Here is an 18,501-nt window from a genome sequence, read left to right as displayed (position 1 = left end):
GAAGGTTCGGCAGCCAGCCCGTGGGCAGCGACCGCAAGCCGACTCACGGGACCTGGGCGCAGGTCTTCCCGTTGTTCTTGCCTTGGAACCGGTACTTGTTGGACGAGACCGACGTGCCGCCAGGCGTGGTGACAGTCAGGACGAAGTCGCCGGACGAGTCGTTGTACGTGACGGTCTGACCCGTGTACGGCGACGTGTTGTCGGCCAGGTTCTGGGTGGCCGGCGACGGCAGAGGAGCACCCACGAAGTTCGAGTACGTGATCTTGAACTGCGTGTTGGCCGGGGTGGTCGCGGGGGTCGTGTTGGCCCAGGTCCACGTGATCTGGTTTGCCGATTCACCATTTGCCACGGTGCACCCGGTGATGACCGGGGCAGGCGGCACGGGATCGGCGCCCGGATAGTTGCCCGCGGTGAACGTGCCGCTCGTCAGGTTGGCCGCATCCGTGAAGTACGCCTGGGTGTTCGTCGACCCGCCGACGCCCGTCGAGATGAGTCCCACCGTGATGGTCGCGATCGAGATGCCGAACAGCTTGCGCGTCCCGGGCTTGCGCTGGTTGCGCGTGCCCGGGCCGAACGCCGTCAGCAGCAGGAGGCCCGCCAGGAGACCGCCGGCGAAGATACCCGTCGGGCCGGACAGCCAGCTGACCACATAGCCCGCCTTGGGGATGTCGAAGAGGACTCGATCGGCCGAACGCACGATGTAGACGTGGTCGTCGGGCACCTTGTTCGCATCGCCCTTGAGCACCATCGTGGCCTTGCCGTTGGCAAAGGTCAGGTCCTTGACCCGGTGGGTGACCCGGACGCCGGCGTCGGTCTTGACCGTCACGACGTCGCCGATCGCCAGGTCCTTGGCATCGACCGACTGCGAGATGGCGAGCGCACCGGTCTGGATCGACGGGGACATCGATCCCGAGCGGAAGATGATCGGCTTGATGCCGAACGCGAACGACGCAGCGGCCAGCAGGAGGCAGAAGACGCCGGCGACCGCGCCGAAGGTCAGCAGTCCTTCACGAAGACCCTTGACCGAGAACATGCGTCGGACCCGGCTCTTGGGCTTCTCGGCGGTCAGCAGCGCCTTCGCCTCGATCGCCTCATGTTTTGCGGCCTGGACCGCACGAGCCTTCGCGGCCCGCCTCGCCTTGGCTTTCGCCAGCTTGCGCCGGGACATTACGGGGCTCCGACCTGCTTGGCGTTGAACGTGAAGGATGCTGTCGCGCTCGTGCCCTGGCCCGACGTGGTGCCGGTGGGCAGGGTGGCCACGACGCAGAACGACTCGTTGCCGCCGCTCGCGGCGAGCGGGCGGTTGGCCGTGATCACGTTCTGGGTCGAGGCCATGGTCCCGGTGAAGCTCGCCGTTCCGGTGCAGTCGGTCGTGCCGCTCAAGGCGCCGCCAGGGACCACCTTGAACGAGAGCAGCGAGGCCAGTGCACCCCCGCTCGTCACTCCGGTCGCGGTGTAGGTGAAGCCGATGGAACCGGAGTTGCGTACGGTGACGATGGCCGCCTTCGAGTCGCCGGGCTGCATGTTCGTCATCGCGAAGTCGGTGGTGAACTGCGCCGGGCTGTTGTCCACGCCGGGCGCAGGCGAGCCGAGCTTGATGTCGAGATTGCCTGCGATGAACGAGCCGCCCGCCAGGGTCGCGGAGTCCGTCCAATAGGCCAGCGTCCCGACGGCACCGAGGCCGAACACCATGCCGAGGCTCAACAGCGCGCGAACGCGGGTCGACTTGATGCGCTTCAGGCCGGAGGCCGTACGCGGAGGCAGGTGGTTAGACATGGGATTCTCCCTGTTGGGTTTCGCGGCGGCGCGAGACGATCGCGACACCTGTTCCGAGAAGGACCGAGCCGAGGCCGAAGATCCAGAGACCGGGCGCACCCGTGTCGGGCAGCGGTCCGTTGTCGTCGTTGTCGTCCTCGCCGAGGACGGTCGAGGTCTGCTTGAGGTTGATGCGGAAGGTCAGGTCGCTGGAGAGCAGTTGTGTCTCGTTGGTCGATGCGTCCTCGAACGCCACCGTCACGGTGACCGGCACGATCTGATCGGCCTCGACGTCTGGGATGTTCAGGAGCCTGTGGTCGCCGGCACTCGAGACCGTCTTGGCCTGGCTGCCGCTGCTCGCTGTGACCTTCAGGTCGCCCGACTCGATCAGGTCGCTGACCTGCTCGCCGACGATGTCGACCGTCAGCCGAGCCGTGTCGCCGCCCTGGTTGCGTACGTAGAACGTCTCGGACTCGACATCTCCCGGCACCCACGTGAACGCTGGGTCGAAGAGCGAGCCACTGAGTGAGGAGGCGAACGTGACGCCGTTGCGACTGAGGCCGATCTCATCGGCGGCAGAGGCCGGACCGGCGAGGAGCACCACGCCCAGGGCCATGACGATGCTCAGGAGACGCTTCATGCTGCGGCCTCCAGCTTGCGTCGCGATGCGCGAGCTGGACGGGAGTCCGTCGCGGCGGACACGAGCATGAACGCGGCATAGATGAGCAGCCCGCCACCCACCGCCAGCACGATGGTCTGGTGCTGTGACTTGTCGAGCAGGGTGTTGGCGCGACCCAGGACCGGCACGGAGTACCAGAGCTTGCCGCGGATCTGTTCTGGCCGTACGAGGTCGGAATCGGCGGCGGCGTTGTCGTCGCCCTTCGTGATGAGGCGCGGGCTGCCGTCGTCGGCGACGGTCTTGCCGATGACGCGGTGCGACGCGACAGTCGGTTTCCCGCTCTCGATCTGGAAGGTGATGACGTCTCCGATGTCGACGTTGTCCGCCGACGTGGGCTTCACGACGATGAGGGTCCCCGGCGGCAAGGACGACCTCATCGAGCCAGTCAGGATCGTGTACGGCGTGCCGCCGCCGAGCCTGGGGATCAGGACGCACACCGCGAGGACAGCCAGCATCGCGAAGATGACGAACCAGGAGACGACCTGGCCGATCCATCCTGCAGTGCTCTTCATGCGTCCCCGCTTCGCGTCATGTCATGGGTCCCTGGCGTTGGGGTGCCGGCGCGGGCCGGCACCCCTGCCAGGGAGGGATACCTACTGATCGATCAGGGGTTGTGGACCTGCGTGGCCGTGACCACGTAGTCGCTCAGGGTCAGCTGATCGAGCTGGGTGTCGTTGTCGACACCGGTGCCATACGGGAACTTGAGGACGATCTTCGCCGTCAGGGTGTCGCCGTCGTTGTCCTCGGTGATCGATGTGACGGCGTTGCCGTCCACGACGAAGGTGGGCGTGACGGTCACAGCGGCAGCGAGGTCGCCGGAAGCGGCTCCACCACTCGCGCCGAGGGTGGCGCGCAGGTGGTCACCCGTCGCCCCGATCGTGTAGGTGCACGTCTTGGTGATCTCATCGCCCGGGACGATCGAGTCGGCCAGGTTGGCGCCGCCGACCACTTCACCGTTGTCGAGCACCCACTCGGAGCAGTCGTCATCGGTCAAGGTGAGCGAGCCGGCACTGATGTCCGAGCTGTCGATCGTTGCGGTGGCGTTCCAGAAGGCGAGTGACCCGGCCCCGCCGAGGAGGAGTACGCCGGCGGCCGATGCCGCAAGGGCGCCCTTGGTGGATTTCTTCATGTGGGAGTGTCCATTCGGGTTGGCACGACTGACGCCGCGCGGTGTTGTGACCCGATAAACGAGACGTACGTCTCAAAGACACTGTGTCGACGCAAAGATGACCCGTTGTGACTACGGGTCCAGTCCGAAGTGATGGCGCTGCCACACCTCTCGCACGCTGGACGGCGGCGGCGGTGTCAGAGACGAATCTCCAGGGGATACACCACCGCCGCCGCGCTCCCTCTCGGAATCCCTCCCGATCGGGTTCAGCGGAGGCAAGCTGATCGCCGACGACGAACGCCGACACGACCTAGGCTCCCTCTCGAACGCCGCCACCTGTGAGGCACTCCCATACCTCGTGACGGCGGTGACCTGATCTTACTCGTGTCGCGGCGAAAATCGAACTTCGGCCGACTCAGCTTTCGGCGCGTCGCGTCCCACGGAGCCGCCTGCGGGGCACGAACGCCACGATGACCAGGCAGCCGATGAACACTCCCCCGACGACGAGCGCGAGCAGTCCGTCCGCGGGCGCGAACAACCAACCGAGCCAAGGGAGCGCCACCACGACGCGCCTGACCTCGGTGACGTCGTACGTCTCGGCGTCCGGAGCGGGATTGGCGTCGGCCTTCAGGGTCAGGCGGATGCTGCTGCCGTACGGCTCCACCGCGACGACGCGATGCGTCACGCGCCTGCCCTGCCGGTCGTTCACGCTCACGATGTCGCCCTTGGAGACGTCCCCGGCGGAGACCTTCTTCACCAGCACGAGGTCGCTGGTGGAGACGGCTGGCGCCATCGAGTCCGAGCGGAGCACGATCGGGGTCACCTTCATGAGTCCACAGACCGCAGCACTCACCAGGCACAGCACTCCGAGCGCTGCACCGACGTTGAGCAGCGTCAAGCGCCAGAAGCCACTGGTGCTCGGACCAGACCTGGCCCTGCGTCGTCCGCCTTGCGGCATCGGCGTCCCTTCGGGTCTCCCACCCGGCGAAGATCCTAGCGTCAGGTCGCAGTGCCGCAGGTCATCGACAGCCCGAGCAGGCCGACCGTGACCGGCTGGTTGGCGTTGACGGACACCCACGCCCCGTTGGGCGCTGGGAGCTTGGCCTGGATCCGCACGTTGTACGTCTGGTTCAGGACCGTGCTGAGAAGCGATGCCGAGAACGCCACATGACGTGTCGCGCCGTCGTCGACCACCGTGATCGACTGGCCTGTCTCGACCAGTGCCGAGGTGTAGTCGAGCGCGTACGGCGACGACACCTCCGAGAACGTGATCGTCGCGGTCTTCTGGCCAAGGCCGCCGGTGACGTTGCACGACGTGATGACCGGCTTGGGGACCGTGTACGTCGTCATGGTCGTCCCCGCCACGCCGACCGAGTCAGTCCACGGTGCCGCGGCTGCGGGTGAAGTGATCGCGAGCGTGCCGACAGTCGTCGCCAGGAGTGCGCTGCGGACTGTGGACCGCGACCTCGTCGTCCTGCCGAGGCGACGCGATCCGCGGCGGCGCCGGCCGTCGCCCGACCCGGGCCCGTCGGGCCGGTCACCTCTCGGGCGGCGCACGATCAACGTGACCATCCATGCGACGTACAGGCCGAGGACGAAGACGCCACCGGGGCTCGCTGCGGCGTTCACGACGTAGCCGGCCTTGGGCACGTCGAACAGCACCTTCTGGGCGCGGGTCGCGGTGTACACCTCGGCGTCAGCCGTCTTGTTCGCGTCACCCTTGAGGACGAGCTGCGTCGCCCCGTGGCGCTCCGTGGACGCGACCAAACGGTGCGTGACCCGCGACCCGCCGGCATTGATCACCGAGACGATGTCGCCACGCTCGAGCTGTGAGGCGTCGACCTCGCGGGCGATGGCCAGGTCGCCGGTGCGGATGGCAGGTGACATCGACCCGGAACGGAAGACCAGTGGCTTCACATCGAGCACCGCCGAGGCTGCGGTGGCGAGAATGCACACGGCACCCAGCACAGCGCCGAGGGTCAGCAGCACGTCCCGCGTGGTTCGCCGCTGCCGTGTACGGGTCGTCATGAGAGATCCGAGGTCCCGGTGAACGTGAAGCCGACGCTGGTGGATCCGCCCTGGACGGTCGTGGGCGCCGCGGCATCGAGCGTCACCTGTACGCAGATCTGCTCCTCCGTGCTCGGCGCCAGGAGACGGCCGGGCGTGAGGAAGGAGGCTCCCGTGAACGACGTGGCGAAGCCCGTGATCGCCGCTCCCCCGCACGTCGCTGTCGGGAACGTCCCCGTCACGCTCGTCGCCGCGGTGACCTTGACCGTCAAGGACCCGCGTACGTTCTTGCCGTCGGCATTCGACGCCGTCGTCGTGGCGGTGTACTTCAGCGGTGCCGAGCCCTGGTTCCTGATCGTCAGGACCCCGGCGATCGTGTTGCCCGGCACGGCGTTGCTCATGTTCAGGGTCGTGTAGGTCGGGAGGGAGTCTGCGCCGTTGACGCGAAGGTCGATCGTGCCGGCCGTGAACGTCGTCCCGGTGATGACGACGTCGTCGGTCCAGAACGCGAACGTGCCGACGGAGCCGATGCCGAGTGCAATGCCGAGGCTCAGCAGCGCGCGCACGCGAACCGAGGTGAACCAGCCACGGCGCGCACGAGAGGTCGCGCGATGATCAGACATGAGCGTCTTCTCTCTCTGGGCGACGTGACGTCGCGATGATGCCGCCGGCGACGAGCGCGATCCCGAGAACCAGGTCCCACGCTCCCGGGGCGCCGGTGTCCGGCAGTCCGCCACCGTCCGGGCCGACGGCCGAGCGCTGCGTCAGGCTGAGGCGGAACCGGAGATCGAGCTGCCGACGCATCGACTCGTTCGACGATCCCGGGGCGAGGGCCACGGTGACGTCGATCGGCGTGCTCGCGCCCGCTGGCACGGCCACGTCGGACACCAGCCGATGCGTCCCGGGCCGCGACGTCGCACGCCAGTCGATTCCGTCACCGCGGGCCGAGATCCTCAGGTCGCCCGTGTCGAGCAAGGTGTGCAGCGCGGTGCCGAGCACGTCGACCGACAGGGTGGCCACGTCATCGGACTGGTTCCGTACGTAGAACGTGGCGCTGCGGGTGTCGCCCGGCACCCAGCGGAGGTCCGGGTCGAACAGCGGCGCCGTGAGGGTCGGCGCCCACGTCGCACCATCGACACTCAGCCCGATCTCGGTGTCCGCGGCTGCCGGCGACGCGGCGCCGATGACGAGCACGGTCAGGGCCACGACGTGCCAACCGGGCCGTGTCATGACACCGCTCCCATCCGTGTCGACTTCCTGCGTCGTTCCCGGCCGGCACCGAGGAACATCGCTGCGGCATAGCCGAACAACCCGATGGCGGCGATCGTCACCGCCGCCTGTCGTTGGGCGGACGTCAACGCGTTCGAGACGTGGCCGAGGTATGGGATCGCGTACCAACGCTCCCCTTTGACCTGCACCGGCTTGACCGGCTCGGGATCGGGCGCGCTGTTGGCGTCCCCCTGCGTGCGGAACACGCGCTCGCCCTCGCCGTCGAAGCCGATCCCCACGACCCGGTGGGTCACGACGGCCCGCTCGCCGGACTCGAGCTGGTACGTGATGACGGCGCCGACGGCGATGTCGGATGCGTCGACCGGCTTGACCACGACCACCGTTCCCGGCGGCATGCCGGGCTCCATCGAGCTGGTGAGGATCGTGTAGGGCGTGGCGCCCGCCAGCCGCGGGACCAGCACGGAGACGACCAGCACCAACAGGACTGCGGACATGACGAACCAGGAGATGGCCTGCACCAGCCATCCCCGGGTACGTCGTGCGGTGCGATGTGTCGACATCGTGGGTCCCCGAACCGGTCCGCCCCCTGGCGGCGGACCGGATCAGATCAGCTGTGGACCTGCTGAGCGGTGATCGTGACCGCGTTGAGCGTTGCCGACAGGGTCTGCGTGGCGTTGAGCGATGCCCCGTCGAACGTCACGGCGATCGTCGCGGTCACGGTGTCGCCGCCGTTGGCCTCGGTGATCTCGGCCGGGATGTCGACGCCGTCGATCTGGTAGGTCGCGTCGATGTCGAGATCCGCAGTCAGCGCATTCGCGGCGGCGAACCCTGCGGGTGACGCGCCGAGCGTTGCCCGCAGGTGGTCGCCGACGGCCGTGATGTCGAACGTGCAGACCTTGGTGATCACGTCGCCCGGGACCACCTTGTCGCCCGGTTCGTACGGATCGTTGGGCACATCCTCGCCGTCGTCCAGCAGCCAGCCTGCACCACAGTCCGGCGTCGACAGCTTCAGCTCTCCGGCGGCGATGGCGCCTCCGGGGACGGTGACAGTGGCGTTCCAGAACGCCAACGACCCGGCTCCGCCGAGCAGCAGGATCCCTGCTGCAGACGCCGCCAGGGCGCCCTTGGTAGACCTCTTCATGAATTGCTCCCTCTTCCATCGCTGCGCGCCGTGTGCGGTCGCGCAGTCGAACTCCCACCCATGAGCCTGCGCCCTGGAAGAGGAAAAAGTGGCCGAAACGCCGAAAATGGCCCAAAAGCCCTACGCGACGGGACAACAAAACGGCCGGGACCAGAAGGTCCCGACCGTCTCACACGTTGTTCCAAGCGTTGCGCTCAGTGGCTAGACCCGACCATGGGCCGAGCGCACCGAGGCTAGGACTCAGCCATAGCGACGAGCGAAGCGAGGAGAGGGCGTTCCGGCGGAGCCGGACAGCGACGAGGTACGAGTCGCGAAGGAGCTGCGAGGAACGAGCAGCTCACGCCCTACCAACCGCGCTCGGCCAACCGGTGGGGCTCGGGGATGTCGTCGACGTTGATGCCGACCATGGCCTCGCCGAGACCGCGCGAGACCTTGGCGATGACGTCGGGGTCGTCGAAGAACGTCGTGGCCTTGACGATGGCCTCGGCCCGCTGGGCCGGGTTGCCGGACTTGAAGATGCCCGAGCCGACGAACACGCCCTCGGCACCGAGCTGCATCATCATCGCCGCATCGGCCGGGGTGGCGATGCCACCGGCGGTGAACAGCACGACCGGGAGCTTGCCGTTCTCGGCGACTTCCTTGACCAGGTCGTAGGGCGCCTGCAGCTCCTTGGCCGCGACGAACAGCTCGTCCTCGGACAGCGAGCCGAGGCGGCGGATCTGCGCGCGGATCTGGCGCATGTGGGTCGTCGCGTTGGACACGTCACCGGTGCCGGCCTCGCCCTTGGAGCGGATCATCGCCGCACCTTCGGTCAGCCGCCGCAGCGCCTCACCCAGGTTGGTCGCACCACACACGAACGGCACGGTGAACTGCCACTTGTCGATGTGGTTGGCGTAGTCGGCCGGGGTCAGCACCTCGGACTCGTCGATGTAGTCCACACCGAGCGACTGCAGCACCTGCGCCTCGACGAAGTGACCGATGCGGGCCTTGGCCATCACCGGGATCGAGACGGCCTCGATGATGCCGTCGATCAGGTCGGGGTCGGACATACGGGCCACGCCACCCTGCGAGCGGATGTCAGCAGGTACGCGCTCCAGCGCCATGACGGCGACTGCGCCGGCGTCCTCGGCGATCTTGGCCTGCTCGGCGTTGACGACGTCCATGATGACGCCACCCTTGAGCATTTCTGCCATGCCGCGCTTGACCCGCGACGTACCGACCGTGGTTGCCTCGTTGCTCACTGCTGTGTCCTTTGATGTGCCCGGATGATCGCCTTCAGTCTACTCGGGGCCGGCTCTTGCCCATCCGGCGCACAGATCCACGAGACGCGCCGTGACGCCGGGCCAGATCGCGCCAGGTCGTGCGCGGCTGGTGCGCACCGTCGGCGACCTCGAACAGCTCCGCGACATCGGTCAGCTTGCGGCGGGTTCGTCCCTGCCGGGCTCCGTCGAGTCGCTCAGCACGGTCGATCGCCCGCCAGCCGTGCAGGTCGACGAGCTCCGGCACGCGTGACCGTACGAAGGCGGCGAACGCGCGGCGGGACGATCCCGGATCCGGGAGCAACCCGGCATTGAAGTCGGCCAGCAGGTGCTCGACGGTCTCCTGGGCGCAGGTCTTGTTGGTGCCGATGAATCCCGTGGGTCCTCGCTTGATCCACCCCACGGCGTACGTCTGCGGCGTCGCATCGACGCGACCACCGGTGTTGGGGATGACGCCTGCTGCCTCGTCGAACGGGACGCCTGCGACGGCGGCTCCCCGGTAGCCGATCGAGCGCAACAGGAGGCCGGTCTCGATCGTCGAGGCGTCGTCGGTCGGCACGGGGCGTACGACGCCACCGACCGTGATCAGCTGGTTGCGACGGACTCGCACACCGGCGACCTGCTCGCCGCCGAGCACCTCGACCGGCGAGGTCGCGAAGCGGAACACGATGCGCCGGTTGCCCTCGCGTCGTGGTCGAGCGGCGGCTGCGCGGAGCGCCGACAGCTTCTGGCCGACCATGACGTCATCGACGGGCCGGGTCAGGTCGGCGCCCTCCACCTCGACGTCGATGTCGTCGCGGCTGAGCAGCCCGATGAGCTCCGGCAGCGTGAACGCCGCCTCGGCCGCACCGCGCCGGCCGAGCAGCACGATCTCGCGGACGGCACTCTCCCGCAGGGCCTGCAGGGCATGGTCAGCGATGTCGGTGGACACGAGGCGGGTGGGGTGCGTCGCCAGGATTCGGGCGACGTCGAGGGCGACATTGCCGTTGCCCACGATGACCGCCCGCTCGCCGCTCAGGTCGAACGTGTCGCCCGCGTGCTCCGGGTGACCGTTGTACCAAGCCACGAAGTCGGTCGCCGTGGCGCTGCCGGGCAGCTGCTCTCCCGGTATGCCGAGGGTGCGGTCCTGCGCGGCGCCGGTCGCGTAGACGACCGCGTGGTGGTGGTCCAGCAGCTCGTCGTGCGTGAGGTGCGTGCCGACGTCGACGTTGAGGAAGTAGCCGAAACCGGGCTGGTCCTCGATCTGCCGGAACAACCCGTCGATCGACTTCGTGGCCTGGTGATCGGGCGCGACCCCTGCGCGTACGAGGCCGTGCGGCGTGGGCAGCCGGTCGATCATGTCGACCTCGACCCCCGGCCGCTTCAGCAGCTCGTCGGCCGCATACAGCGCTGCCGGTCCGGAGCCGACGATCGCGACCCGCAGGACTCCCCCGGCGGGATCCTTCGCCGCGACCGGCATGACGGGCGCCTGCGGCGGATACGTACGCCCGGCGCAGTGGAACAGCGCGTTGACGTCGACGAACGGCAGCTGCGCCTCCTGCAGCTTGGTGTCCGGCACGATCGCTCCGACCGGGCAGGCCCCGACGCAGGCACCGCAGTCGACGCACGAGACGGGATCGATGTAGAGCATCTCGGCCAGGCCGAAGTCGGCCTCGTCGGGCGTCGGATGGATCGCGTTGACCGGGCAGGCGAAGACGCACGAAGCGTCGCCGCAGCACGCCTGGGTGACGACGTGTGCCATGGCCTAGACCTGGGCGAAGGCGACGGGCGGCTCGCTGCGGAAGCGCGAGGGGCGACCGTCGATCCGGCACAGCTTCCACATCCAGCGAGCGAGACGGTTCTCCCGCAGGCCCGACTGGTCGGCCAGCATGCGTACGTCGCCGAACAGCTCCTGCAGGCGTTCACGCGACTCCGGCGCCCGCCAGTAGAGGTCCTTCATGACCTTGCGCGGGATGCCGAACTCCTTGCGGAACGCCTTGGACGGCACCATGATCACGTCGCACAGCACCCGCATGATGACCGGGAAGAGCAGCGAGATGACGAGCTTCTCGATGCGGCCTAGCTTGGGGGCGTTGCGCCGGATGTAGTGGTGCGCGAACGAGATGTGCCGCGCCTCCTCGGCGACGTGGATCTCCATGATCCGCGACAGCACCGGCGGAAGCTCCTTGCCGCTGCGCAGGATGCCCTTCTGCGTGTGGTCGATGGGCTCCTCGCCCGCGAGCACGCCGATGAAGAACGCGAACGGCACCGCGGAGCCCGCCCACGGCAGGATCCCGGCGATCTTGCGCATGAGCCACGGCATGCCCTCGACGTCGACCCCGATGCGGTTGACGGTCTGCTGGAACATCTGTGTGTGGTGGCACTCCTCGGTCGCCTCGTGGGTGAGGTAGCGGTACTCCGGCGAGCCGTTGGGCAGCGTGAAGACGTACTGCATGATGCCGCGGATCAGGATGTTCTCGAACTGCAGGCCGACCTTGAGGACGTTGGCCTGGCGCCACTGGCCGATCTCGATCTGCCGGGCCAGCGGCTGCGCCTGGTACCACGGGTGGGCGCCGAGCGGGTCGACGTCGGTGGGCAGCACCCACCGCGGGTCGTCGTGGCGCACCTGGAAGTCGGGGTCGTCCCACGGCACGTCGATGAACGCGTCGAAGTGCCGATCCACCGAGGCCTGGGACAGCCCCTCGAGGATGTCCGCGTACTGCTCGGGCGTCACGTCGACCGGGATGTCGGGCAGTTCGGCTTCGTGGTGGTCGAGCGTCTGGGACATCGTGGGCTCCTCGTGATCGGTGAACTTTCGCCAGCATGCGCCATACCGTCGGTATGTGTCAATGCCAATGTTACATAGTTCGTGTCACGTCATCGCCGACCGCTGGAATCGCAAGGAAGGGCCCCGCACCCCTGGACGGTGCGAGGCCCTTCTGTCGGTGCGGGTCAGGCGTTGCTGCCCGTACGCCTGCGGGCCGCGAACGCGACACCGGAAGCGGTGACGGCGAGGCCGCCGGCGAACAGCCACGCGAGGTCGAGGCCGCCTTCCTCCTGCTGATCGGAGGCCAGGCCCGCGTCGACGCGGTTCGGCAGTGCGACGGTGTCGACGACCTGGTCGACGGAGTTGCGCTCCTCGCCTCCGGTGCCCTCGGTGCCGTTGTCACCCTTGGGCTCGTCCTTGTCCGGGGTGCAGTCGACGCCGTGCGTCGGGCAGGGCTTCGGGGCGGTGATGTCGCCGGGACCCTTGGGGCCCTTGGGCTTCGGCGCGTCGGAGAGGTCGCCGGGACCCTGAGGACCCTTCGGCTTGGGCGCGTCGGAGAAGTCGCCCGGGCCCTTGGGCTTGGTGGGCTTCGGCGCCGGAGCGAGGTCGCCCGGGCCCTTCGGCTTCGTCGGCTTCGGCGCCGGTGCGATGTCGAGGTCAGGCTGGGGGTCGGTGTGCGGCGGGACGATGATGACCGGGCCGGGCTCGGTCGCCATGGCTGCGGCGGGGACCATCGTCAAGGCGGCAGTGGCCAGCGGGGCGGCGATGATCAGGTTGCGGATCGTGGTGTTCATGTCATGTTCTCCTGTTGGTTGGTGGTGCTGCTGTGGTGGTGGTGTCTGTGGTTGTTGCTTGCTCGGATGTAGGAGCACGAGCCCCCTCGAGTCCTTGCAACTTTCCTGAATCTTTTTTTCCGGACGCGTCTCGCGCGGCAAAACCGCAGGTCAGCGGGCCAGTCGGGCGTAGACGATCGTGTTGTCCGGATACATCCGGGTGACCGGGTCCGGCGTGCCGCCGCACGTGATCAGGCGCAGCACGGGACGGTCGGTGTCGTTCCAGATCCGGTCGTACGGCAGCGCGGTCTTGCCGGCCTGCTCCACCGACTCGACGACGAACGTCGACCTGCCGTCCGTACGCCTGACCGTCACCCGGTCCCCCGGCTCGAGCTCCTTGAGGCGGGCGAAGACGTCGTCGCCGGCGGGACCGTGGACGTGCGCGACGAGGACGGCCGGTCCCGGCGCGCCAGGACGTGGGCCGCGGTCGTACCAGCCGGCTTCGCCGAAGGCTGGTGTCTGCATCGCGCCGTCGGCCTTGAGCCCGACCGGATGCAGCCGCTCGCTGACCCCGATCGCCGGGATCGCCAGCTGGACAGGCTTGCCGACTGGGCGAGTCTTCTCGTGGGTCACCGTGACCGGCGGCGGTGCCTGCGTCGGCACCGGCTCGGCTGCCGGGACCTCGGTCTCGTGGTGCCCGCAGCCGGCGAGCCCCGACAGGGCTCCCCACGCGGCGAGGGTGACGACGGTCGTACGAATGATGCGGTTCATGCCAGGTGCCTCCGGCTCTCGTGTGACTACACGAGTGGGAGCACCGGCACGGCCCGGTTCTTACAACTTTGTGCCGCTCAGCTAGTTATCCCGGGCACGGGTTGACGTTGACCGTGCGTGACGCGGATGCGGAGTTGCCGCGCTTGTCGGTGGCCGTGACCCGCAAGGTCACGGACCCGCCGGTGTTGAACTGGCCCATGTCGGCTGTCCAGACCCCGCCCGAGCGCGACATCGACCTGCTGCCCGAGCCGGCCCCGCTCCAGCGCAGCGCGACCGACGAGAGTCCGCTCCCGTCCGACACACTGACGCGGACTGGATTGCTCGTGCAGGACGAGCTCGAGCCGAGGCTCGGCCGGCCGACGCTGGGATCGTGCTCCTCGATGAGCGAGACCTTGACCCCCGCACTCCCGGTCGCCCACGAGACGCCGATCGTCCCCGACGACGAGCCCTCGCCGCGGCCGCCGCGGTTCGCGCGTACGGTCACCCGTGTCGACGTGCCAGCCGCGACCCGGCCGGTCGACGGCGAGGCCGACAGCCAGCCGGCGTTCGACGTCAGCCGGTAGTCGACCGGGAGGCCGCCGGAGTTGGTGAGCGTGAACGTCGACGTGCTCCCGCTGCGACCGAGGGAGATCGACGTCGTCGAGACCGCGAGGACGCCAGGTGCCGCCTTCGTCTTGGTGGGCTTCGGCGTCGGGGTCGTGGTGGGCGCCGGGTCGTCGGTCGCGTTTGCGCTCGGTGTCGCTGATGGCTGAGCCGAGGGCGTCGCCACGATGTCGTCCTTGGGCGCCGGGTCGTCGTCATTGCCGGCCCAGAGCACGGCAGCGACTCCGGACAGCACGATGACGACCGCCGCTGCGACAGCCGTGACGGCGACGCGGGGCCTGCGGGTGCCGGGCTTGCGGGCCAGTGTCGACGTCGTCGCCAGCGGCTCCCCGGTCGGCGTCGTGTACGCCACGAGCTGGGTGTCCGCCACGACCCGGTCGCGGAGGGTCAGCGGTGCCGCGAAGATCGGCACGGACGCCAGCAGCATCCACGGGCTGAGGATCTTCTTGCGGCGCTTGGAGCACACGTCGCAGTCGTCGACGTGGCGTGAGACGCGCTTGCGGACGAGCGGTGAGAACGTGCCGTCCCAGTCGGCGAGCAGGTCGTCGAGGTCGTCGCAGTCGTCGCGGCCGAGGCGCGCGATCAGCAAGGCGCCGAGGGACCGATCGACCTGGGCGCGCAGGCGGTTGAGCATGACGTACGCATTGGACGCCGAGACGCCCATCGCCTCGCCGAGCTCGGCACCCTCGAGGCCCTGCCGCAGGTGCAGGTCGAGGAGGGCGCGATCGCGGTCGGCGAGGCCGGCCGAGGCGTCCCAGACGATCTTCTGCATCGCCGCGCGCTCGGCTTCCTGGTCGGGGGTCAGCGCGTCGTCAGCCATCTGAACCAGCTGCTCCTCGCCGCCGAACGCGACGCGTTTTCGCGCTCGAAGCCTGCGCAGGCACTCGCTGCGCACGATGGCGTACAACCACGGGCGCAGCCTCTCCGGGTCGCGCAGCTGGCTGAGTCGCTCGGCGACCAGCACGAACGAGTCCGCCACGGCGTCCGCCGCGTCCTCCCGGTGTCGCAGCATCGAGTAGGCGAAGTCGTAGAGCTTGGTGCCGTAGCGGTCGTAGACCGCAGCGAACGCGTCGCGGTCTGCTGCCAGCACCCCCGCGACGAGCTGGGCATCCGAGGGTCCGGTCTCGTCGGTCACGGTCGCATCCTATGAAGGATTGGTGCGACATTCCGGCAACCCACGACATCGGTCAGCCCTCTTCTCCTGGCGGTCATTTCACCTGTAGGAGTCGCGGGCGGGCCGAGTCTTACAACTTTTCGCCGGTCAACCTTCGAGGCCCGGGTCGGCCACGGCCTGCTTGTGCACCATCAGCATCCGCTGGGCCACCGTGATCGTGCTGGCGACGGCGAGGGCCCAGAGCGTGATCTCGCGCAGGAACGGCGCGTCGAACATGCCGGAGAACCCGGTCATGACGAGGATCGCCACGAGACGGTCCGAGCGCTCGGCGATGCCGCCCTTGGCCGTCATACCGAGGCTCTCGGCGCGCGCCCGGGCGTACGAGGTCAGCGATCCGAGCACGAGGCACGCGAGGCTCAGGTAGAGGTACGTCTTGGGGTTGCCCAGGTCGGCCTCCGCGTCGGAGGTCGTGTAATAGAGCAGCAGGCCGCCGAAGATCGCGGCGTCGCCGACGCGGTCGAGCGTCGAGTCGAGGAAGGCGCCCCACTTGGACGACTGGCCGGACTTGCGGGCCATGTAGCCGTCGATGATGTCGCTGAACACGAACGCCGTGATGACCAGGACGCCGATCAGGAACTCGCCGCGCGGGAAGAAGATCAGTGCGCCCGCGGTGACGCCGATCGTGCCGACCCAGGTGACCCAGTCGGGCTTGACGCCGAGCCGCAGCAGCAGGTCGCCGACCGGCGCCCACACGTTGGACCAGAACTGTCGGAAGCGTTCGAGCATCGGGACTACTCCTTGGGCCAGGCGGCCGCGAGCATGTCGCGGGTGTCGCCGAGCAGTTGCGGCATGGTCTTGGTCTGGCCGATCACGGGCAGGAAGTTCGAGTCGCCGCCCCATCGCGGGACGACGTGCTGGTGCAGGTGCGCGGCGATGCCGGCGCCCGCGACATTGCCCTGGTTCATGCCCAGGTTGAATCCCTGCGGGCTCGTCACCTCGCGCATCGTGCGCATCGCGGTCTTGGTCATCTCGGCGACCTCGAGGGTCTCCTCGTCGGTCAGGTCGGTGTAGTCCGCGACGTGCCGGAAGGGACACACGAGCAGGTGACCGGCGTTGTAGGGGTAGAGGTTGAGCACGGCGTACGCGTGCTCGCCACGGTGCACGATCAGGCCCTCGACGTCGTCCATCAGCGGGATGCGGCAGAACGGGCAGTCGGCCTCCGCGGCAGTCGTGGGCTTGCCCTCACCCTTGATGTAGACGATGCGGTGCGGGGTCCACAGGCGCTCGAACGCGTCCGGCTCCCCCACCCCGTCCTGGTGGCCGGTGTCCTGGTCGGTCATACCTGCACTCGCGTCTCGACCGCCTCGACGATGCGGGCGATGGCGTCATCGATCGCGATGCCGTTCTCCTGCTCGCCGCTGCGATAGCGGAACGACACGGCGCCGGCGTCGACGTCGTTGTCACCGGCGATGACCATGAACGGAACCTTCTGGGTCTGCGCGTTGCGGATCTTCTTCTGCATGCGCTCGTCTGAGTCGTCGACCTCGACGCGGATGCCCTCGGCCTTGAGCTTGGCCGCGAGCTCGTAGAGGTAGTCGGCGTGCCGCTCGGCGACCGGGATGCCGACGACCTGCACGGGTGCAAGCCACGGAGGGAACGCGCCGGCGTAGTGCTCGACGAGGACGCCCATGAACCGCTCGATCGAGCCGAACTTGGCCGAGTGGATCATGACCGGCTGCTGGCGCGACCCGTCGGCGGCGACGTACTCGAGGTTGAAGCGATCAGGTGACGGCTGGTTGAAGTCGTACTGGATCGTGCCGAGCTGCCAGGTGCGGCCGATCGCGTCGCGCGCCTGCACCGACACCTTGGGGCCGTAGTAGGCGGCGCCGCCCGGATCGGGCACGAGCTCGAGACCGCTCTCGACGCACACGTCCTCCAGCACCTTGGTCGCGAGCGCCCAGTCCTCGTCGGAGCCGATGAACTTGTCGGGCTTGGAGTCGTCCCGGGTCGACAGCTCGAGGTAGTAGTCCGGCATGCCGAAGTCGCGCAGCAGGCTGAGCATGAAGTCGAGCAGGTGGCGGATCTCGCCGGGCGCCTGCTCCGGCGTGACGTACGAGTGGGAGTCGTCCTGGGCGAATCCGCGTACGCGAGTCAGGCCGTGGATCACGCCTGACTTCTCGTGCCGGTAGACGTGCCCGAACTCGAAGAGCCGCAGCGGGAGCTCACGGTATGACCGACCGCGCGAACGGAAGATCAGGTTGTGCATCGGGCAGTTCATGGCCTTGAGCCGGTAGTCGTTGCCGTCGACGTCGAGCGCGGGGAACATGCCCTCGCCGTAGTAGGGCAGGTGGCCGGAGGTGTAGAACAGCTCCTCCTTGGCAATGTGCGGCGTACCGACGTACTCGAAGCCGGCCTCGATGTGCCGCTGGCGGACGTAGTCCTCCATCTCGCGCTTGATCACCCCGCCCTTGGGGTGGAAGACGGGCAGGCCGGAGCCGATCTCGTCGGGAAAGCTGTAGAGGTCGAGCTCGGTGCCGAGCCGGCGGTGGTCGCGGCGCTGCGCCTCCTCGATGCGGTGCAAATGGGCATCCAAGGCTTCCTTGGTCTCCCAGGCGGTGCCGTAGATGCGCTGCAGCTGCTTGTTCTTCTCGTCACCGCGCCAGTATGCGGCGGCGCTGCGCATGAGCTTGAACGCCGGGATGCGCTTGGTGGTCGGCAGGTGCGGGCCGCGGCACAGGTCCTTCCACGCCAGCGATCCGTCGCGCTTGAGGTTGTCGTAGATCGTCAGGCCACCGTCGCCGACCTCGACACTGGCACCCTCGGCCGCATCTCCGGCGGTCGACTTGAGGCCGATCAGCTCGAGCTTGTAGGGCTCGTCGGCGAGCTCGGTGCGGGCGGCGTCGTCGGAGATCTCACGGCGATCGAACTTCTGCCCCTCCTTGACGATCTTGCGCATGCGCGACTCGATCTTGTCGAGGTCCTCGGGCACGAACGGCTCGGGCACGTCGAAGTCGTAGTAGAAGCCCTCGGTGATCGGCGGACCGATGCCGAGCTTGGCCTCCGGGAACAGCTCCTGCACGGCCTGCGCCATGACGTGCGCGGTCGAGTGGCGCAGGATGTCGCGGCCGTCGGGTGAGTCGATGGCAACGCCCTCGACCTCGTCGCCGTCGGCCAGCTCGTACGCGAGGTCCTTGAGCTCGCCGCCGACGCGGGCTGCGATGACGTCGGGCGTCTCGGCGAACAGCTGCCACGCCTTCGTGCCCATCTCGACAGCTCGTGACTCTGCGTTCAGGACGACCTGGATGTCGGACATAC

Annotated in this window: 20 protein-coding genes; all 20 read right to left on the bottom strand. The window is 68.3% G+C overall.

Annotation, left to right across the window (positions count from 1 at the left end):
* Positions 1-43 precede the first annotated feature (43 nt).
* The 20 genes from BOSE46_RS05670 to thrS all read right to left on the bottom strand — a co-directional run bounded on the left by BOSE46_RS05670 (position 44) and on the right by thrS (position 18,499).
* Entirely contained in the window at positions 44-1,168 is a 1,125-nt protein-coding gene (locus tag BOSE46_RS05670; RefSeq protein ID WP_201299531.1) for a signal peptidase I, read from the bottom strand.
* On the bottom strand, positions 1,168-1,776 hold the full coding sequence (locus tag BOSE46_RS05665; protein ID WP_159539090.1) for a SipW-dependent-type signal peptide-containing protein: 609 nt from the start codon (positions 1,774-1,776) through the stop codon (positions 1,168-1,170). The genes BOSE46_RS05670 and BOSE46_RS05665 overlap by 1 nt, the downstream gene beginning before the upstream one ends.
* Positions 1,769-2,395, bottom strand: coding sequence for an LPXTG cell wall anchor domain-containing protein (locus BOSE46_RS05660; protein WP_159539088.1), 627 nt, complete (start codon positions 2,393-2,395; stop codon positions 1,769-1,771). Before BOSE46_RS05660 ends, BOSE46_RS05665 begins: the two co-directional genes overlap by 8 nt.
* A complete protein-coding gene (locus BOSE46_RS05655; RefSeq protein ID WP_159539086.1) occupies positions 2,392-2,946 on the bottom strand; it encodes a signal peptidase I in 555 nt (184 codons plus the stop codon). The genes BOSE46_RS05660 and BOSE46_RS05655 overlap by 4 nt, the downstream gene beginning before the upstream one ends.
* A gap of 92 nt (positions 2,947-3,038) precedes the next feature.
* On the bottom strand, positions 3,039-3,563 hold the full coding sequence (locus BOSE46_RS05650) for an alternate-type signal peptide domain-containing protein (protein ID WP_159539084.1): 525 nt from the start codon (positions 3,561-3,563) through the stop codon (positions 3,039-3,041).
* Positions 3,564-3,957: 394 nt separating this feature from the next.
* On the bottom strand, positions 3,958-4,440 hold the full coding sequence (locus BOSE46_RS05645; protein WP_159539082.1) for a signal peptidase I: 483 nt from the start codon (positions 4,438-4,440) through the stop codon (positions 3,958-3,960).
* Between the two features lie 101 nt (positions 4,441-4,541).
* On the bottom strand, positions 4,542-5,570 hold the full coding sequence (locus tag BOSE46_RS05640) for a signal peptidase I (protein WP_159539080.1): 1,029 nt from the start codon (positions 5,568-5,570) through the stop codon (positions 4,542-4,544).
* Positions 5,567-6,172 carry a TasA family protein gene (locus BOSE46_RS05635; protein WP_159539078.1) on the bottom strand — a complete coding sequence of 202 codons (606 nt, stop codon included), beginning with the start codon at positions 6,170-6,172 and terminating at the stop codon, positions 5,567-5,569. The genes BOSE46_RS05640 and BOSE46_RS05635 overlap by 4 nt, the downstream gene beginning before the upstream one ends.
* A complete protein-coding gene (locus BOSE46_RS05630) occupies positions 6,165-6,779 on the bottom strand; it encodes a hypothetical protein (protein ID WP_159539076.1) in 615 nt (204 codons plus the stop codon). Before BOSE46_RS05630 ends, BOSE46_RS05635 begins: the two co-directional genes overlap by 8 nt.
* Positions 6,776-7,297, bottom strand: coding sequence for a signal peptidase I (locus tag BOSE46_RS05625; protein ID WP_236551620.1), 522 nt, complete (start codon positions 7,295-7,297; stop codon positions 6,776-6,778). Before BOSE46_RS05625 ends, BOSE46_RS05630 begins: the two co-directional genes overlap by 4 nt.
* An 89-nt stretch (positions 7,298-7,386) precedes the next feature.
* Positions 7,387-7,920, bottom strand: a complete 534-nt coding sequence (locus BOSE46_RS05620) for an alternate-type signal peptide domain-containing protein (protein WP_159539072.1) — start codon at positions 7,918-7,920, stop codon at positions 7,387-7,389.
* Positions 7,921-8,264: 344 nt separating this feature from the next.
* Complete coding sequence (gene pdxS / locus BOSE46_RS05615) at positions 8,265-9,161, bottom strand: pyridoxal 5'-phosphate synthase lyase subunit PdxS (protein WP_159539070.1); 897 nt, start codon at positions 9,159-9,161, stop codon at positions 8,265-8,267.
* A gap of 34 nt (positions 9,162-9,195) precedes the next feature.
* Complete coding sequence (locus BOSE46_RS05610) at positions 9,196-10,920, bottom strand: FAD-dependent oxidoreductase (protein ID WP_159539068.1); 1,725 nt, start codon at positions 10,918-10,920, stop codon at positions 9,196-9,198.
* A 3-nt stretch (positions 10,921-10,923) separates the two neighbouring features.
* Positions 10,924-11,946, bottom strand: a complete 1,023-nt coding sequence (locus BOSE46_RS05605; protein ID WP_159539066.1) for a diiron oxygenase — start codon at positions 11,944-11,946, stop codon at positions 10,924-10,926.
* A 164-nt stretch (positions 11,947-12,110) separates the two neighbouring features.
* Positions 12,111-12,719 carry a hypothetical protein gene (locus tag BOSE46_RS05600; RefSeq protein ID WP_159539064.1) on the bottom strand — a complete coding sequence of 203 codons (609 nt, stop codon included), beginning with the start codon at positions 12,717-12,719 and terminating at the stop codon, positions 12,111-12,113.
* A gap of 150 nt (positions 12,720-12,869) precedes the next feature.
* Positions 12,870-13,469, bottom strand: a complete 600-nt coding sequence (locus BOSE46_RS05595) for a sortase domain-bontaining protein (RefSeq protein WP_159539062.1) — start codon at positions 13,467-13,469, stop codon at positions 12,870-12,872.
* An 85-nt stretch (positions 13,470-13,554) separates the two neighbouring features.
* On the bottom strand, positions 13,555-15,207 hold the full coding sequence (locus BOSE46_RS05590) for a sigma-70 family RNA polymerase sigma factor (RefSeq protein WP_159539060.1): 1,653 nt from the start codon (positions 15,205-15,207) through the stop codon (positions 13,555-13,557).
* A 126-nt stretch (positions 15,208-15,333) separates the two neighbouring features.
* Positions 15,334-15,972, bottom strand: a complete 639-nt coding sequence (gene pgsA, locus BOSE46_RS05585; RefSeq protein WP_159539058.1) for a phosphatidylinositol phosphate synthase — start codon at positions 15,970-15,972, stop codon at positions 15,334-15,336.
* 5 nt (positions 15,973-15,977) lie between these two features.
* Positions 15,978-16,526 carry an HIT domain-containing protein gene (locus BOSE46_RS05580; protein ID WP_159539056.1) on the bottom strand — a complete coding sequence of 183 codons (549 nt, stop codon included), beginning with the start codon at positions 16,524-16,526 and terminating at the stop codon, positions 15,978-15,980.
* Positions 16,523-18,499, bottom strand: coding sequence for a threonine--tRNA ligase (thrS, locus tag BOSE46_RS05575; RefSeq protein ID WP_159539054.1), 1,977 nt, complete (start codon positions 18,497-18,499; stop codon positions 16,523-16,525). The genes BOSE46_RS05580 and thrS overlap by 4 nt, the downstream gene beginning before the upstream one ends.
* Positions 18,500-18,501 lie beyond the last annotated feature (2 nt).

It is taken from the genome of Aeromicrobium sp. 9AM, from assembly GCF_902506105.1.
GTDB lineage: Bacteria > Actinomycetota > Actinomycetes > Propionibacteriales > Nocardioidaceae > Aeromicrobium.
Note: the sequence above shows the minus strand (reverse complement) of the source record. Positions and strands in the feature narration are given on the sequence as shown.

Bases quoted from the DNA above. Each gene is read 5' to 3' on its own strand.
- BOSE46_RS05670 (WP_201299531.1), bottom strand. From the start codon at position 1,168: ATGTCCCGGCGCAAGCTGGCGAAAGCCAAGGCGAGGCGGGCCGCGAAG.
- BOSE46_RS05665 (WP_159539090.1), bottom strand. From the start codon at position 1,776: ATGTCTAACCACCTGCCTCCGCGTACGGCCTCCGGCCTGAAGCGCATC.
- BOSE46_RS05660 (WP_159539088.1), bottom strand. From the start codon at position 2,395: ATGAAGCGTCTCCTGAGCATCGTCATGGCCCTGGGCGTGGTGCTCCTC.
- BOSE46_RS05655 (WP_159539086.1), bottom strand. From the start codon at position 2,946: ATGAAGAGCACTGCAGGATGGATCGGCCAGGTCGTCTCCTGGTTCGTC.
- BOSE46_RS05650 (WP_159539084.1), bottom strand. From the start codon at position 3,563: ATGAAGAAATCCACCAAGGGCGCCCTTGCGGCATCGGCCGCCGGCGTA.
- BOSE46_RS05640 (WP_159539080.1), bottom strand. From the start codon at position 5,570: ATGACGACCCGTACACGGCAGCGGCGAACCACGCGGGACGTGCTGCTG.
- BOSE46_RS05635 (WP_159539078.1), bottom strand. From the start codon at position 6,172: ATGTCTGATCATCGCGCGACCTCTCGTGCGCGCCGTGGCTGGTTCACC.
- BOSE46_RS05630 (WP_159539076.1), bottom strand. From the start codon at position 6,779: ATGACACGGCCCGGTTGGCACGTCGTGGCCCTGACCGTGCTCGTCATC.
- BOSE46_RS05620 (WP_159539072.1), bottom strand. From the start codon at position 7,920: ATGAAGAGGTCTACCAAGGGCGCCCTGGCGGCGTCTGCAGCAGGGATC.
- BOSE46_RS05610 (WP_159539068.1), bottom strand. From the start codon at position 10,920: ATGGCACACGTCGTCACCCAGGCGTGCTGCGGCGACGCTTCGTGCGTC.
- BOSE46_RS05605 (WP_159539066.1), bottom strand. From the start codon at position 11,946: ATGTCCCAGACGCTCGACCACCACGAAGCCGAACTGCCCGACATCCCG.
- BOSE46_RS05600 (WP_159539064.1), bottom strand. From the start codon at position 12,719: ATGAACACCACGATCCGCAACCTGATCATCGCCGCCCCGCTGGCCACT.
- BOSE46_RS05595 (WP_159539062.1), bottom strand. From the start codon at position 13,469: ATGAACCGCATCATTCGTACGACCGTCGTCACCCTCGCCGCGTGGGGA.
- pgsA (WP_159539058.1), bottom strand. From the start codon at position 15,972: ATGCTCGAACGCTTCCGACAGTTCTGGTCCAACGTGTGGGCGCCGGTC.
- BOSE46_RS05580 (WP_159539056.1), bottom strand. From the start codon at position 16,526: ATGACCGACCAGGACACCGGCCACCAGGACGGGGTGGGGGAGCCGGAC.
- thrS (WP_159539054.1), bottom strand. From the start codon at position 18,499: ATGTCCGACATCCAGGTCGTCCTGAACGCAGAGTCACGAGCTGTCGAG.